Genomic DNA, 14,376 nt, shown 5'->3' with positions numbered 1-14,376 from the left:
CGCCGTCCGCCGCCTCCCGGTAGGACTGGAGCGGGGCGCCGTGGGCGTCCTGATCGCTCCCCCCGAGAGGACCGGACGTGACCGCTCCCACGCTGGAGACCGACCCGTGGCTGGTCCGCCAGCCGCACGTGGACACCGAGACGCTCGCCGTCGCCGAGTCGGTCTTCAGCCTGTCCAACGGCTACCTCGGCATCCGGGGGGCGCTGGACGAGGTCGAGCCCTCCGGCATGCGGGGCACGTACCTGTCCGGCGTCTACGAGACCCATCCCCTGTCCTATCCCGAGGGCGGCTACGGACAGCCCGAGGAGGGGCAGGCGCTGCTCACCGTCGTCGACGGCACGCCGCTGCGCCTGCTGGTCGACGGGATCCCGCTCGACGTGCGGGAGGTCCGGCCGCAGGTCCACGAGCGGGCGCTGGACCTGCGCGCCGGCACCCTCGACCGCCGCGTGCGCTGGACGACGCCGTCGGGCGCCTCGGTGGAGGTGCGCTCGCGGCGGCTGGTGTCGCTGGTGGAGCGGGCGGTCTGCGCGGTCCGGTACGAGGTCCGCGTCCTGGAGGGGGCCGCGCACGTGCTCGTCCGGTCCGAGCTGGCCGCCGGCGAGGTGACGCCGACGGGCGTGGACAACGACGACCCGCGCGTGGCCGAGGCCCTGGACCGGGCCTTCGACCCGCGCGCGCAGATCGGCACCGGCAGCGGTGGCACCCTCGTGGAGCGGACCCGGGGGTCGGGCATCACGGTCGCGGCCGCGGTCCACCACGTGGTCGACGGCGGGCGGGTGAGCACCGCCGTCGACGAGCAGCACGTGGTCACCACCGTCGGCGCCCACCTGGGCGCGGGGGAGGGCCTCACCGTCGTCAAGGTCGTCGGGTACAGCTGGTCGTACGACGCCGGGTCCGACTCCGTCGTCGGCGAGGCATCCGGCGCCGTCGACTCCGCGCTCGACCTCGGGTGGGAGGGGCTGCTGGCCGGTCAGCGGGCGGCGCTGGACGAGCTGTGGGCGACGGCGGACGTCGAGGTCGACGGCGACACCGAGCTGCAGCAGGCGTTGCGCTACGCGGTGTTCCAGCTGTCCTGCTCCGCCGCCTGCATCTCCGACGCCCCGGTCGGCGCCAAGGGACTGACCGGCACCGGGTACAGCGGCCACACCTTCTGGGACGTCGAGGGCTTCGTCCTGCCCGCCCTGACGCTGCTGCGCCCGCAGGCAGCGGCACGGCTGCTGCGGTGGCGCTCGGCCACGCTGGACCTCGCCCGGGAGCGCGCCCGCACGCTGGGGCTGGAGGGGGCGTCGTTCCCCTGGCGCACGATCAGCGGGCGGGAGGTCTCCGCGTACTGGCCGGCGAGCACGGCGGCGATGCACGTCAACGCCGACATCGCCCGCGCCTTCTGGCTGCACCAGAACGTCACCGGCGAGGACCTCGAGCACCTCGGCGGCCTGGCGGTGCTCGTCGAGACGGCGCGGCTGTGGATGTCCATCGGGCACGAGGACGCCGCCGGCGGCTGGCACCTGTTCGGCATGACCGGGCCGGACGAGTACACGGGCGTCGTGGACGACAACGTGTTCACCAACCTCATGGCCCGACGCAACCTGCGGTGGGCCGCCGACGCGTGCCGGCGGCTGGAGGCCCGGGCGGCGGAGCTGGGGGTGGACCACGCCGAGACCGCCGCCTGGCGGTCCGTGGCCGACGCCGTCCACGTCCCGTGGGACGCGGGCCTGGGCGTGCACCCCATGAACGCGAACTTCACCGCCTACCGGGAGTGGCCCTTCCGGGACGACCCGGACGCCTACCCGGTCCAGGACCACCAGCACTACGCGACGTTCTACCGCCGTCAGGTGCTCAAGCAGGCCGACCTCGTCCAGGCCCTGTGGTGGTGCCGCGACGACTTCACCGCCGAGGAGGTGGCGCGCGACCTGGACTACTACGAGGCGCGCACCGTCCGGGACTCCTCGCTCTCGGCGGCCGTCCAGGCGGTCGTCTGCGCCCAGGCGCAGCACCCCGACCTCGCCCACCGCTACCTGCGCGAGTGCGCCCTCGTGGACCTGCGCGACCTCCGGGGCGACACCGCCGGGGGCCTGCACCTGGCCGCGGTCGGAGGGGCGTGGCTGGCCCTCGTCGCCGGGCTCGGCGGACTGCGGGAGGACCACGAGGACCTCGAACTCGCCCCGCTGCTGCCCTCCTCCCTGACCCGGACGGCCTACTCGGTCACCTGGCGGGGCAGGGGGCTCCGCGTCGAGACGACGCGGGAGGGCACCACGGTCACGCTCACCCGCGGCGAGGGGCCGGTGACCGTCGTCGTGGACGGCGCACCGCTGGCGGTGACGGCCGGGGCACCCGCGCACGCACCGCTCCGGACCCCGGCGCCGCTGCTGGACGAGCCGAGGCAGCCACCCGGTCGCGCACCGCGCGCGTGAGGGGCGGCCGGCGCCGATGGTCGCCCGCCCGTACCCGGGGTGTGGTCACCGCCCGTCGAGCAGGGTGGCGAGCAGGAGGTGCGCCGCGGCGCAGGCCCGGCCGAGGGGGTCCGCGCCGACCGAGCCGGGGGTGGTCGCCTCCCGCGCGAGGCCGGCCAGCGCTCCGTCGTAGAGCAGCAGCAGGTCCGCGGCCAGGTCCGCGGGCCGCGGGGCGCCGGCGGCCCGGGCGAGGTCCCCCAGCCGCCCGGTGAGCAGCGCCGTGTCGGCGGCCAGCCAGTCCTGACCGGGATGGCCGGCCGGGAGCTCAGCGGCGGCGGCGAGGAACCCGCACCCCCGGCGGCTGCCCGACCGGCCCCGGTACCGCCCGACCGCGTCGAACACCGACAGGAGCCGGTCGCGGGGGTCGCTGCGCTCGGCGAGCACCTCGTCCCACACCGCGCGCCACTGGTGGTGCCGCTGCTCCAGGTAGGCGGCCACGAGGGCGTCCTTGCCGGAGAAGTGGGCGTACATGGTGGCGGGGGAGACGCCGGCCCGCTCGAGGACGGCGTCGACACCGGTCGCGGCGATGCCCGACTCGTAGAACAGCTCGGCGGCCGCGGTGAGCAGCCGCTCCCGCGCCGGGATGGCGGACGTCCGGGGCACGGACCTATCGTAACGATCGTTATGGCGAAACGACCGTTACACCTGCGCGACGGGTCGGCCGCGCGACTGGTCGGTGCCGGCCTCGCCGTCATCGCGGTGACCTACGGACTGGCCCGGTACGGGTTCGGCCTGTACCTGCCGCAGTTCCGCGGGGAGTTCGGGATCTCCGCCGGCACCGCCGGGTGGCTCGCGGGCGGGGGCTACCTGGCCTACTGCGCCGCCGCCCTGCTGGCCCCGCCCCTGGTCGCCCGGGGGCGCGGCCGGGCCGCGCTGTGGGCCGCCGGGGGCAGCGCCGCGGCGGGGTCGGTGGTGGTCGCGACCGCGACCAGCACCCCGGTGCTCGCGGCCGGCGTCCTGGTCGCCGGCAGCGGGGCGGGGGCGGCCACCCCCGCGCTCGTGGCCGCCGTGGCCGCGACCGTGCCCCCGGCGTCGGAGGCCCGCGCCCAGGCGGTGGTCAACAGCGGCACCGGCGCCGGCGTGGTGGCCGGCGGGCTGCTGGTGCTCGCCGCCCCGGGGGCCTGGCGGGCGGCCTGGCTCGGGTTCGCCGTCCTCGCGCTGCTGGTCACCGGACTGGCCGACCGGTCGGCCCGGTGGTCCCCGCCGGCCGGCGCCCCGCCCCGCTCCGCCGGCCGACCGTGGGACCGGCTGGGCCGGGCGACGGCCGCCGCCGTCCTCGCCGGCGCCGGGTGCGCCGGCGTCTGGACCTTCGGCCGGGACCTGCTCACCGGACACGGCGGCCTGGCCGCCGGCACCAGCGGTGCGCTGTGGTGCGTCCTGGGCGCGGCGGGGCTGGCCGGCGGCGTCAGCGGCGCGCTGGTCGAGCGGCACGGGGTGCGCGGCGCGTGGTGCGGCAGCCTGCTGGTGGCGGCCGCGGCGACCGCGGTGCTGGCCGTCCGGCCCGACGTCGCGGTGCTCGCCGGGGTCGCCCTGGCCGCCTTCGGCAGCTCCTTCGTCGCGCTCAGCGGAGTGCTGATCGCCTGGGGAGCCCGGGCCCGGCCGGACGGCGCGGCGGCCGCCGCGGCGTTCCTCTTCGTGGGCCTCACCGCCGGTCAGGCGCTCGGTGCCGTCGGCCTGGGCGTCCTCGCCGCGCGGGTCGGGCTCCCCGGCGCCCTCCTGGTCGCGGCCGGGACGGTGCTGCTCGCCGCCGGCCTGGCCGGCCGCCCGCGTGCACCCCGCCGCCCCGTGGGAGCCGCGGGGCGGACGTGGTCCCGGCGCGTCAGGGGAGCGGCGTGTAGCCGGGCAGGTGCCCGGTGAGCCACTCCGTCCAGCGCGGTTCCTCCCGGGCGGCGACCTCGGCCCCACCCGCACCGAACAGGAGCGCCCGCACGGCGACGTTGGTGCCGCCGTGGCCGAACGCCGCCACCTCGAGGACGCCGGGGTGCGGCTGCTCGACGTGGAGGGTGACGCTGCGGGGCTCGGCGTCGACCACGGTGCCCACGGTCCGCGGGGCCCCGCCGTCCAGGTCGACCCGCTCGCCGGGGGAGACCCCGGCCAGGCCGAGCGCGGACAGCAGACCCGCGGCGGCGTCGTCGACCGACCCGCCGGGCAGCGAGCCGAAGACCGCCATCGGCGCGACCGGCTCCCCGCGGAAGTGCGTCAGCACCAGCCGCAGGGTGCGCAGGGCTCCGCGCCACCCCTCGTCGGTGCCCGCCAGGTGCTCCTCCCAGCCCTCCCCGCCGGTGAAGAAGCCGCTCACCAGCCGGACGACGCAGGTGCCGCCACCGCGCGACTCGACGAGCAGCTCGGTCGCCCACGGCGGCGCGTCGGGGGCGTCGGGATCCCAGTCGCGCTCCTCGTAGGCGAACCGGTGCGGCGGCTCCCAGACGGTGACCACGCCCTCGGAGCTGCCGAAGGGACCGTGGTGGGTCACGATCCGCCCGCCCTCGCGCTCCTCCACCTCGGCCGGGACGAACCAGGTCGAGATGCCCGGCCCGGTGGCGATCGCGCGCCACACCTCCTGCGGGTCCCCCGGCACCTCCGTCTCGTGGGCGGAGACGCGGGCGGTCGGGTCGGCGGGGTCGTAGCGGGTCACGGCTCCTCCTCGCGGGGCGGGCCGACGGGGACGTCGGCGGGGACCGGGTGGACGGCGAGGACGACGCGCTGCCACCGGCCGTCGGGGGCGTCCTCGTCGTGGTGGCGGGCGACCAGCCGCGTCACCGCCGCCGCGAGCTCCTCGGCGAACGTCGCGCGGTCGGCCGGCGAGGCGAAGCGGATGTCGGCGTCCAGGGCGAGGACGGGGAGCGCCGCGCCGGTGCGGCGGGCCCGTGCGGCCATGCCGCCGACCTCGCGCAGCACCCGCCCGGCGAGCGCGAGCAGGTAGGCCGCGGACAGGCGGTCCCGCGCGGCCGGACCGTCGGCGGCCGCGGCGCCCAGTGCCTCCGGGGAGACGAGGTAGCCGGCGGCCGTGGCCGACAGGAGGCGTTCGGTCAGGCCGCCCCAGCGCCTGGTGCCGGCGGGCTCGACCAGCCGGTGCTCCTCCAGCTTGCGCAGGTGGTAGTTGACCTTCTGCCGGCTGAGCCCGAGCCGCTGGGCGAGGCCGGCCGCGGAGGTCGGCGTGCGCAGCTCCGCGAGCAGCCGCGCGCGGACGGGGTCGAGCGCCACCGCGGCGGCCGCCGGGTCGGCGATGACGTCGAGGTCCTGCACAGCTCCAGGGTCCCTGTGACAAGAAATCTTGTCAAGGAGGTCGCCAGTCGGCGGGCGGATCGCTGGCGGGGACGACTGCACCCCCCACCGGTCGACGTCCTCGGCGGGGAGGGGGCGGCGCCCGCGCCGCCGACGCGACCGGGGGTGTCCCCTGCCCGGGGACCGGCGGCACCGACCGGTGATCCGGGGTGCCCGGCAGGTCCGGTCCGGGCCCGAGCGCCGGGCCGTTCGGGTCGACCGCCGACGGCACCGGGTCCGCGCGCGCCTCAGGCGGAGAGGGCGGTGCCCGTCCCGGGGTCGGTGAGGTCGGCGACCAGCCGGTCCAGCGGGACGCCGAGGGCGCCGGCCAGCGCGGCGACGGTGAAGAACGCCGGCGTGGGCACCCGCCCCGACTCGATCTTCCGCAACGCCTCCAGGCTGACCCCGGACGCGGCGGCGACCTCGGCGGGCGGGCGCGCACCGCGGGCGGCGCGCAGCAGGGCGCCCAGCCGGCGACCGCGCTCGCGCTCCTCGGGGCTCAGCGGCGGGCGCACCATGGGCGTGATAGTAATACCGGGATACCAATACCGGAAGGACCGAGATGATCGAGCTGCGCACGCCCGGCGAGCTGGAGGCCATGCGCGCGGCCGGGGCGGTGGTGGCCGCCGTGCTCGCCGCCGTCCGCACCGCCGCCGCACCCGGCGTCCGGCTGACCGAGCTGGACGAGGTGGCCCGCGGCGTCCTCGCCGACGCCGGCGCCGGCTCGCCGTTCCTCGGCTACGCGCCGCAGCCCACCACCCCGCCGTTCCCCGGGGTGGTCTGCCTGTCGGTCAACGACGTCGCGCTGCACGGCATCCCCACCCCCCAGGAGCTGGAGGACGGCGACCTGCTCAGCGTCGACGCGGGCGCCACCCTCGACGGCTGGGTGGGCGACGCGGCGGTCACCTTCCCGGTCGGGACGCCGCGGCCGGAGGACCTCCGGCTGGTCGCGACGGCCGAGCGGGCGCTGGCGGCCGGGATCGCGGCGGCGGTGGTCGGCAACCGGGTCGGCGACGTGTCGGCCGCCATCGGCGCGGTCGGTCGCGCCGGCGGCTGCGGCATCAACACCGACCAGGGCGGGCACGGCGTCGGCCGCACCATGCACGAGGCGCCGCACGTGCCCAACGAGGGCCGGCCCGGCCGCGGCCTGCCACTGCGCCCCGGGCTGGTCATCGCCATCGAGCCGTGGTTCCTGGCCGGCGGCAGCGACGACTACCGGGTCGACGCCGACGGCTGGACCCTGCGCAGCGCCGACGGCAGCCGCGCGGCCCACGTCGAGCACACGGTCGCCGTCACCGCGGACGGCCCGCGCATCCTCACCGCTCCGCGCTGAGCCGCCGCCTTGCCCGCCGGGGTGCCGCGCGGACGGACGGGGTCACCAGGCGGACGATCGTCCGCTGGTGGTGGCACACTCGCCGGACCGACGACCCCGAGTGAGGTAGGCCACATGACGACTCCGACCTTCGGACTGTTCGACCACATCGAGGGCATCCCGGGCACGCCCACGCACCGTCTGCTGCGTGACCGGCTCGAGCTCGTCCGGACGGCCGACCAGGCCGGCTTCGCCAGCGTGCACTTCGCCGAGCACCACGGCACCGACCTGTCGCTGGCGCCGAACCAGGACCTCGTGGTCGCGGCGGCCTCGCAGATCACCACGGACATCCGGATGGGGCCGATGGTGAAGCTGCTGCCGATGCACCACCCGGTCTCGCTGATCGAGGACATGTGCGTGGTCGACCAGCTCACGCAGGGACGGCTGGAGTACGGCGTCGGGCGCGGCGCGGTGCCGGCGGAGCACGCCTGGCACGGCAGCAGTCACCGCGACGCGAAGGAGCGGTTCGTCGACACCCTCGGGATCATCGCCGAGGCGTTGCGGACCGGTGAGATCTCCAGCGAGCACAGCCGCTACCACGACTTCCCGACGATGCCGATGTCGACGACGCCGTTCCAGGAGCACATCCCGTTCTGGTACCCCGGCAACCCCGAGACGGCCGGTCGGTACGGCATGAGCCTGATGTGGCCGGGCCCCATCGACCCGGAGTCCTACGAGCGGTACGTGACGAGCTGGGAGGCGCACCGGGGGGAGCGGATCCGCCTGGACGGTCCCGGCTCGAAGCCGCAGGTCGCCTGCTCGATGCTGCTGGCGCTGGCGGACCGGGAGGAGGAGGCCGTGGCGATCGCCCGACGCGGGGCCGACGGCCTGGGACGGCGGACGGTGTCGGCCCACCGGTTCGACTCCGTGGTGATCACCGACGACGAGCGGGACGCGGTGATGGCCCCCCTCAAGGCGATCCTCGCGGGCCTGGAGATGTCGATCGGCCTGGGCGCCGGCACCCCGGCGCAGATCACCGAGCGGTTCGCCGGCTTCCTGGCCTCGGGCATGGTGGACCGGGTCGTGCTGATGCTGCCGACCGGGGACATGACGATGGACGAGGCGCGGCGCTCGCTGGACCTGTTCGTCAGCGAGGTCAAGCCGCAGCTGGAGCTGGTGTCCGCGGCCTGACCTGACCCGGGCCGGGCCGCTCGGCCCGGCCCGCGGGGCGGCTAGAAGCGGTAGTGCAGGACGACCGTCCCTGCCCGGGACCACGCGGTGCTGTGCGAGGACAGCCGGTGGTACAGGCGCAGGAGCGGGGGGAACCGGGCGACCTCGGGTTGCCGGCTGAGCAGCATCTCCCGGACCAGCTGCAGGCGGGGGTTCCAGCGCTCGAGCTCGTGGGGGTCGTCGACGCCGGGGAAGCGGAGCAGCCCGGAGACGGCCCGGGTGCCGGGCACGTGCCTGGTCGCCCGGATCGCGAAGCGCGAGTAGCTGTTGAAGGCGATCTCCCCGGAGGGGAAGTGGCCGACCAGCCGGTCGAGCAGGGCCGACACCTCCTCCTGGGTGAGGAACCCGATGAGGCCGTCGGCGACGACCACGGCCGGCCGGCCCCGCGGGACGGCGTCCAGCCAGGTCCCCTCCCGCAGGTCCGCGCCGATGGCACGGGGCCCGCCCCGGGCGGCGGTCCTCGCGTGGTGGGGGATCGCGACCTCACGGGCGGCGACCACGGCGGGGAAGTCGACGTCGTACCAGTCCACGGTGGGGGGCGGGGCGATGCGGGCCCACCGGGTGTCCAGCCCGGCGCCCAGGTCCAGGCCGACGGCGTCGGGGTGGCGGGCCACGAAGTCCGCCGCCACCTCGTCCATGCGCTTGGCCCGGACCGCGCAGGAGGTGACCAGGTTGGCATCGATGTGCAGTCGACCGGTGTCGAGGTCCAGCGCCCGGACGATCTCGTCGGCGAGGGTGTCCCCGAGGAGGGGGCGGGGGGAGCGGCTGTCCAGCGCCCGGCAGCTGAGCGTGAGGTACAGGCTCTCTTCCAGCGGCGTGAAGGCCGGCAGCGTGGTGCCCATCGTCTCGGCCCCTCGGAGGAGTGGCGGCCGGCCCAGCGTCCTCCCTCCGCCCGCGCCGGCCAAGACCCCCGGCCCCGGTCCGGGCGGGTCCGGCCGACCGCGGTCACGTCATGTCGACGGCGATCTTCAGCTGCCCCGGCCGGGGGGCGATGGCGGCGCTGAAGGCGGCCTGCACCTCGGCGACGGGGTGGACGTGGCTGACGAAGCAGTCCCGCAGGGCCGGGTGGGCCGCCAGGTGGGTGCCGGCGTCGGCCAGCACCCGCCGCCGCTCCAGGGTGACCCCCGAGCGCAGGGTCAGGTTCTTGCGCAGCAGGCTCATCATGTCCACCGGGTAGACCGGGTCGTCGGGGACGCCGAAGTAGTAGACCTGACCGCAGGGTGCCACGGCGTCCAGTGCCGGCTGCAGCGTCGAGATCTGGTGGCCCACCGCCTCCACCACCACCGACGGGCGGTCGGCGTCGGAGAGGGCACCCGCCCACCGCTCGGCCCGTGCCGTGACGACCTCGTCGACGCCGAAGACGGCGGCGACGTCGGTGCGGTCGACCGGGTCGACGCCGGTCACCCGGGCCGCGCCGCGGGCCTTGAGGACGTGGCTGAACAGCAGGCCGATCGGGCCCTGCCCGATCACCGCGACCGTCCGCCCGGAGACGTCGCCGAGTTGCTCGACGGCGTAGAGCACGCAGGCCAGGGGCTGCAGCATGACCGCGGTGGTGGCCGGCAGCCGGGTGTCGTACCGGGCCACCCCGTCGCCGTCGGTGACCACGAGCTCGGCGATGCCGTCGAACATCGACGCCCAGCCCACGACGAGGTCGCCGGGGGAGTGGTCGGGGTGCCGGCTGGCGACGACCTCGCCGACGATCTCGTGCATCGGGAAGCCCGGAGCCCGCGTGGCGCCCCAGCCGTCCTCGGCGGCGGGGTGCGGCCACACGGCACCGCGGAAGTTGGGCAGGTCGCTGCCGCAGATGGCCCCGGCACGGGGGGCCAGCAGGACGTGTCCGGGCGCCAGGGCCGCCGGGTCGGGGGGCGCGACCTCGACCTGCTCGAAGCGGAAGGGGCCGCTGAGCGTCTGTGCCCACATGGCTGGTCTCCGTCCTGTCGGGCGTGCCGGCACTCCCACGCCGCCGGCGGCGGTCCCGTCGAGTGGACGGGACCGCCGGGCGGCGTCCTCCAGCCTGGCAGCATCGCCGCGGTCGGGCGCCGCGGCCAGTCGGCGGCGTCGGCCGGGGGTTGCCCGGTCGCCGTCGACGGTCCGTGTCGGCCGGAGACGTCGCCGGTGTGCGTACCGGGGGCGGGCCGCCGTACGTCGAGGAGCGATCCCGGTCCCCGTCGGCAGGCGGCAGACGCGGGCACCGGCCGGACCTAGCGTCGCTGGGCGACGACGACCCGCCGGGGCGTCGAGTCGACCAGCGAGAGGACGCACCCGAGATGTCCCGCACGACACTCACCACGGTGGCGCTCGTCGCCGTCGTGTGGACTTCGATGCTGAACCTCGGCGGTGTCGCCGCCGAGACCGTGATGCTCTACCCGAACATCTTCGGCGATCCCCCTGCGTCGCTGGACCGGGCCCGGGAGTTCCTCGTCGCCGGGAGCCCCGGCGACTACTTCCCACCCCTGGGCGCCTCCGTGGTGGTCACCGGCCTGGCCGCGCTCCTGCTCTCGTGGCGGGAGCGGCGTCTGCGGTGGTGGGTCGCCGGCGCGGCCGCGGTGTTCATCGCCTGCGACTTCGTCTTCTCGGTCCTCTTCTCCTGGCCGCGCAACGAGGTCATGTTCGTCGACCCGGTCGGCACGCACCCGCCGGAGTACCTGCGCGAGGTCGCCGCGGAGTTCGTCACCGGACACTGGGTGCGCCTGGCCGGCAGCGCGGTGACCGCCGCCCTGACCTTCACCGCCCTGCTGCGCTGGGTCCGGGCCAGCGCCCCCGTCCCGGCCGCGGCCCAGCCGGTCGCCGCGGGGCGCGGGGACCACGGCGCATGAGCGCCCCGGGCACGCCCGACGGGGGCGACACGGCGGCGGCGCTGCGGGCCCGCGCGGTGCGCGCGCTCGCCGCGCACGCGCCCCACGCAGCGGGCGTCGAGCTGCGGGACCTCGGCGGCGGGCTCGACCACCGGGCGTTCCTCGCGGGGGACCTGGTCGTGCGCGTCACGGCGTCCGCTGCCCGCGCCGACGTGGTGCGGGAGGCCGAGCTGCTGGGGCTGGTCGCCGCGCACGTGTCCGTCCCCGTGCCCGTCCCGTGCTTCGCCGACCCGGCCGAGGGGGTGCTCGGCCACCGGCTGCTGCCGGGCCGGTCGCTGCTCGGCCGAGCGGCTCCCGAGGGTGCCGCCACCCGCCTCGGATCCGTCCTCCGGCAGCTGCACCACATCGACCGGTCGGACGTCGGCGACCGCGCCCCCGTCGAGCCCGCCGACCCGGACGAGTGGCTCGAGGAGCTCTCGGGTCCGCCACGACTGCTGCGGGTGGTCCGTGCGACCCGGCCCCGCCCGGCGCGCGCGCTGGTTCTGGCGCACGCCGACCTCGGCGCGGAGCACGTCCTCGAGCGCGACGGTCGCCTGACCGGGGTCATCGACTGGTCCGATGCGGCCGTCACGGACCCGGCCCTGGACCTCGCCCGGCTGTACCGGGACTTCGGCCCCGCCTTCCTCTCCGAGGCGCTGCGCGCCTACGGCCACGACAGCCCGGGGTTCCGGCGCCGCATCACGTTCTTCGCGCGCTGCGCCGCCCTGGAGGACCTGGCCTACGGACGGGAGAGCGGTCGCGAGGAGTACCGCCGCGCCGCCCGGCGCAGCCTGACCTGGTTGTTCCCCGGCAGCGAGGAGCCGACGGCATGACCGCGACCCCCTCCGCCCCCGGTCCGCGGGTGCTGCACCTGCCGACGGGGGAGACCATCCGGGTCCTCGCCTCGGGCCGCGACAACGGCGGCGCCGCCCTGGAGGTCGACGCGCTGCTGCCGCCCGGCCTGGCCGGCCCGCCGCGGCACCGTCACCGCACGCAGACGGAGACCTTCACCGTGCAGGAGGGGCGGCTGCAGGTGCTGGTCGGCCGGGACACCCGCGTCCTCACCGCGGGGGGGTCGGTGACGGTCCCGCCCACGGTGACCCACGGCTTCGCCAACCCCTTCGACGAGCCGGCGCTGGTCCGCGTGCGGGAGACCCCCGCCGGGCCGCTCGAGGACCAGTTCCGTGCGCTCGCCCGCAGCGGCCGGATCCCGCCCATCGGGGAGCTGGCCGAGATCAACGTGCGCCACGGCCTGTCCTTCGCCGTCCACGGGGTCCCGGCCCTGGTGCAGGAACCGGGATGGCGGCTGCTGGCGAGGGTCCACCGGGCCCGCGTCCGGCTGCGCTCGGCCGGTCGACGGTGAGCGGGTCGTCGCAGCGGTCCCGGCGCCGGCGCGCGGGCCTGTCCGCCGGCCGGTCCGGATTCCTACCCTGACGCCGTGCCCGACTCCAGGGACCGATCCGCGCGCGACAGGGCCGGCGCGGTCGGTGGACGCCGGGGCGACCTGCTTCTCGCGCTGGCGCAGACCCTCGCCGTGGCCCTGGTCATCGCCGCCGACCTGGAGCAGACCGGCCGGGCGACCGCGGGGGCCCACCTGTTCGCGGTCGGGTTCGGCGGCCTGGCCGTGGTGGGCCGCCGCGCTCCCCGCCTCGTCCTGGCGCTGACGGTCCTCGGCGTCTTCGCCTACTACGCCCTCGGGTTCCCGCCGATCGGCATCGCCCTGCCGGCGGTCGCCGCGCTCTACCGGGCGGCCGACGTCGGTGCCCTCCGCTGGGCGGCCGGCGCGGGGACGGTGCTGGTCGGCGGAGCCGCGTGGGCGCGGGTCGCCGAGGGCCTGCCCACCGCCTACCTGCTCAGCTACGAGCTGCTCACGAACGTGGCGCTCGTCGCCGCGGCGATCGCCCTCGGGGTGAGCGTCCGCGCCCGCCGGGAGGTCCGCTCCTCCCAGCAGTGGCTGCGGGCGCTGGCCGCCGCCGACCAGGCCCGCGAGGCCGAGGGCCGGCTGCAGGCCGAGCGGGTGCGCATCGCCCAGGACCTGCACGACTCCGTCGGCCACGCCATGTCGGTGATCGCCCTGCACGGCAACGTCGCCGCCGAGGCCATCGGCCGCGACGACGAGGCCGCCCGGCGGGCGGTGGAGCAGATCGGCGCGGCGACCTCGGCGCAGCTCCGGGAGCTCCGGGCCACCGTGAAGCTGCTCCGGTCGCCGAGGGGTGGGGCCGAACGCGGGACGGTGGGTCTGGCCGGGCTCCGGAGCCTGGCGGACGCCGCCCGGGACGCGGGGGTCGGGGTGGATCTCGACGTCAGCGTCGGCGAGGGCTGCCTCGACGGCGCCATCGAGGCGGCCGCCTACCGGATCGTGCAGGAGTCGCTCACCAACGTCATCCGGCACTCCGGGGCCACCCACGCGCAGGTCACCGCCGGCGTCCGCGGGGACCGGCTGGAGCTGGTGGTCGCCGACGACGGTCCCGCGGGTCGCCCGGCCGGCCCGTCGTCCGCCGGGAGCGGTCACGGTCTGGTGGGCATGCGCGAGCGGGCCGCCGTGCTCGGCGGTCAGCTCACCGCCGGGCGCGGGCCAGGCGGTGGCTTCCAGGTGCGCGCGGTGCTGCCGGTGAGGCTGGACCCGTGATCCGGATCGTGCTGGTCGACGACCAGGAGCTCGTGCGCACCGGTCTGCGGACCCTCGCCGAGCGCGACGGCGACATCACCGTCGTCGGCGAGGCCGGCACCGGTCGCGCGGGCCTGGCGCGGATCCGCGAGCTGCGGCCCGACGTCGTCCTGATGGACGTCCGGATGCCGGAGATGGACGGCCTCCAGGCGACCCGGGAGATCGTCGCCGACCCGCGGCTGAGGGACGTCCGGGTGCTGGTGCTGACCACCTTCGACGAGGACGAGCACGTGTTCGAGGCCGTCCGCGCCGGCGCGGCCGGTTACCTGCTCAAGGACGTCTCGCCGACCGATCTGCGCCAGGGCATCCGCGTGGTGGCCGCCGGCGAGTCGCTGCTGTCCCCCTCGGTCGCCCGGACGGTGCTGCGGTCCCTGGCCGACCGGCTGCAGGCCGCGGTGGACGACACGCCGCTGCAGGTGCTCACCGAGCGGGAGCGGGAGGTCCTCGCCCTCGTGGGCCGGGGCCGGTCCAACGAGGAGATCGCCCGGGAGCTGTTCCTCTCCCCGGCGACGGCGCGCACCTACGTCTCCCGGCTGCTCACCAAGCTCGACGCCCGCGACCGCTCGCGCCTGGTCGTGCTGGCCTACGAGACGGGCCTCGTCGTCCCCGGGGGGTGAG

The 14,376-nt window shown here is 76.8% G+C and carries 15 protein-coding genes; 9 read left to right on the top strand and 6 right to left on the bottom strand.

Translation table 11 applies throughout. The features are described 5' to 3' along the window. Positions 1-77 precede the first annotated feature (77 nt). A complete protein-coding gene (locus ACI79E_RS13450; protein ID WP_456933051.1) occupies positions 78-2,411 on the top strand; it encodes a glycoside hydrolase family 65 protein in 2,334 nt (777 codons plus the stop codon). Positions 2,412-2,456: 45 nt separating this feature from the next. Here the strand turns inward: ACI79E_RS13450 and ACI79E_RS13445 are convergent, their stop codons facing one another. Continuing rightward, positions 2,457-3,053: a TetR/AcrR family transcriptional regulator gene (locus tag ACI79E_RS13445; protein WP_456933050.1), complete on the bottom strand. Its 597-nt coding sequence runs from the start codon at positions 3,051-3,053 to the stop codon at positions 2,457-2,459. Positions 3,054-3,074: 21 nt separating this feature from the next. Here ACI79E_RS13445 and ACI79E_RS13440 point away from each other — a divergent pair, with 21 nt between their 5' ends. Further along, positions 3,075-4,307, top strand: coding sequence for an MFS transporter (locus ACI79E_RS13440; RefSeq protein ID WP_456933049.1), 1,233 nt, complete (start codon positions 3,075-3,077; stop codon positions 4,305-4,307). On the opposite strand, the gene ACI79E_RS13435 is transcribed toward ACI79E_RS13440, so the two are convergent. The 3 genes from ACI79E_RS13435 to ACI79E_RS13425 form a co-directional block, all read right to left on the bottom strand. After that, complete coding sequence (locus tag ACI79E_RS13435; protein ID WP_456933048.1) at positions 4,270-5,085, bottom strand: SRPBCC family protein; 816 nt, start codon at positions 5,083-5,085, stop codon at positions 4,270-4,272. The genes ACI79E_RS13440 and ACI79E_RS13435 overlap by 38 nt on opposite strands. Beyond that, positions 5,082-5,696: an ArsR/SmtB family transcription factor gene (locus tag ACI79E_RS13430; protein WP_456933047.1), complete on the bottom strand. Its 615-nt coding sequence runs from the start codon at positions 5,694-5,696 to the stop codon at positions 5,082-5,084. Before ACI79E_RS13430 ends, ACI79E_RS13435 begins: the two co-directional genes overlap by 4 nt. Before the next feature lie 266 nt (positions 5,697-5,962). After that, a complete protein-coding gene (locus tag ACI79E_RS13425) occupies positions 5,963-6,232 on the bottom strand; it encodes a helix-turn-helix domain-containing protein (protein WP_456933046.1) in 270 nt (89 codons plus the stop codon). Between the two features lie 44 nt (positions 6,233-6,276). Between ACI79E_RS13425 and map the strand changes: the two genes are divergently transcribed. Together map and ACI79E_RS13415 are read left to right on the top strand one after the other, a co-directional pair. After that, complete coding sequence (map, locus tag ACI79E_RS13420; RefSeq protein WP_456933045.1) at positions 6,277-7,047, top strand: type I methionyl aminopeptidase; 771 nt, start codon at positions 6,277-6,279, stop codon at positions 7,045-7,047. A gap of 114 nt (positions 7,048-7,161) precedes the next feature. Then, on the top strand, positions 7,162-8,217 hold the full coding sequence (locus ACI79E_RS13415; protein ID WP_456933044.1) for an LLM class flavin-dependent oxidoreductase: 1,056 nt from the start codon (positions 7,162-7,164) through the stop codon (positions 8,215-8,217). 41 nt (positions 8,218-8,258) lie between these two features. Here the strand turns inward: ACI79E_RS13415 and ACI79E_RS13410 are convergent, their stop codons facing one another. Both ACI79E_RS13410 and ACI79E_RS13405 read right to left on the bottom strand, forming a co-directional pair. Then, complete coding sequence (locus ACI79E_RS13410; RefSeq protein WP_456933043.1) at positions 8,259-9,098, bottom strand: class I SAM-dependent methyltransferase; 840 nt, start codon at positions 9,096-9,098, stop codon at positions 8,259-8,261. Positions 9,099-9,201: 103 nt separating this feature from the next. After that, complete coding sequence (locus tag ACI79E_RS13405) at positions 9,202-10,176, bottom strand: zinc-binding dehydrogenase (protein ID WP_456933042.1); 975 nt, start codon at positions 10,174-10,176, stop codon at positions 9,202-9,204. A 347-nt stretch (positions 10,177-10,523) separates the two neighbouring features. Between ACI79E_RS13405 and ACI79E_RS13400 the strand changes: the two genes are divergently transcribed. The 5 genes from ACI79E_RS13400 to ACI79E_RS13380 all read left to right on the top strand — a co-directional run bounded on the left by ACI79E_RS13400 (position 10,524) and on the right by ACI79E_RS13380 (position 14,375). Continuing rightward, positions 10,524-11,072, top strand: a complete 549-nt coding sequence (locus ACI79E_RS13400; RefSeq protein ID WP_456933041.1) for a hypothetical protein — start codon at positions 10,524-10,526, stop codon at positions 11,070-11,072. Continuing rightward, complete coding sequence (locus ACI79E_RS13395) at positions 11,069-11,923, top strand: phosphotransferase (protein ID WP_456933040.1); 855 nt, start codon at positions 11,069-11,071, stop codon at positions 11,921-11,923. The genes ACI79E_RS13400 and ACI79E_RS13395 overlap by 4 nt, the downstream gene beginning before the upstream one ends. Next, the gene (locus tag ACI79E_RS13390) at positions 11,920-12,453 is read left to right on the top strand and encodes a cupin domain-containing protein (RefSeq protein WP_456933039.1); all 534 of its coding nucleotides are present in this window, start codon (positions 11,920-11,922) and stop codon (positions 12,451-12,453) included. The genes ACI79E_RS13395 and ACI79E_RS13390 overlap by 4 nt, the downstream gene beginning before the upstream one ends. Before the next feature lie 75 nt (positions 12,454-12,528). Next, on the top strand, positions 12,529-13,719 hold the full coding sequence (locus tag ACI79E_RS13385; protein WP_456933038.1) for a sensor histidine kinase: 1,191 nt from the start codon (positions 12,529-12,531) through the stop codon (positions 13,717-13,719). Next, the gene (locus ACI79E_RS13380) at positions 13,716-14,375 is read left to right on the top strand and encodes a response regulator (protein ID WP_456933037.1); all 660 of its coding nucleotides are present in this window, start codon (positions 13,716-13,718) and stop codon (positions 14,373-14,375) included. Before ACI79E_RS13385 ends, ACI79E_RS13380 begins: the two co-directional genes overlap by 4 nt. Position 14,376: the final 1 nt, after the last annotated feature.

It is taken from the genome of Geodermatophilus sp. SYSU D00079 (assembly GCF_054050635.1).
Note: the sequence above shows the minus strand (reverse complement) of the source record. Positions and strands in the feature narration are given on the sequence as shown.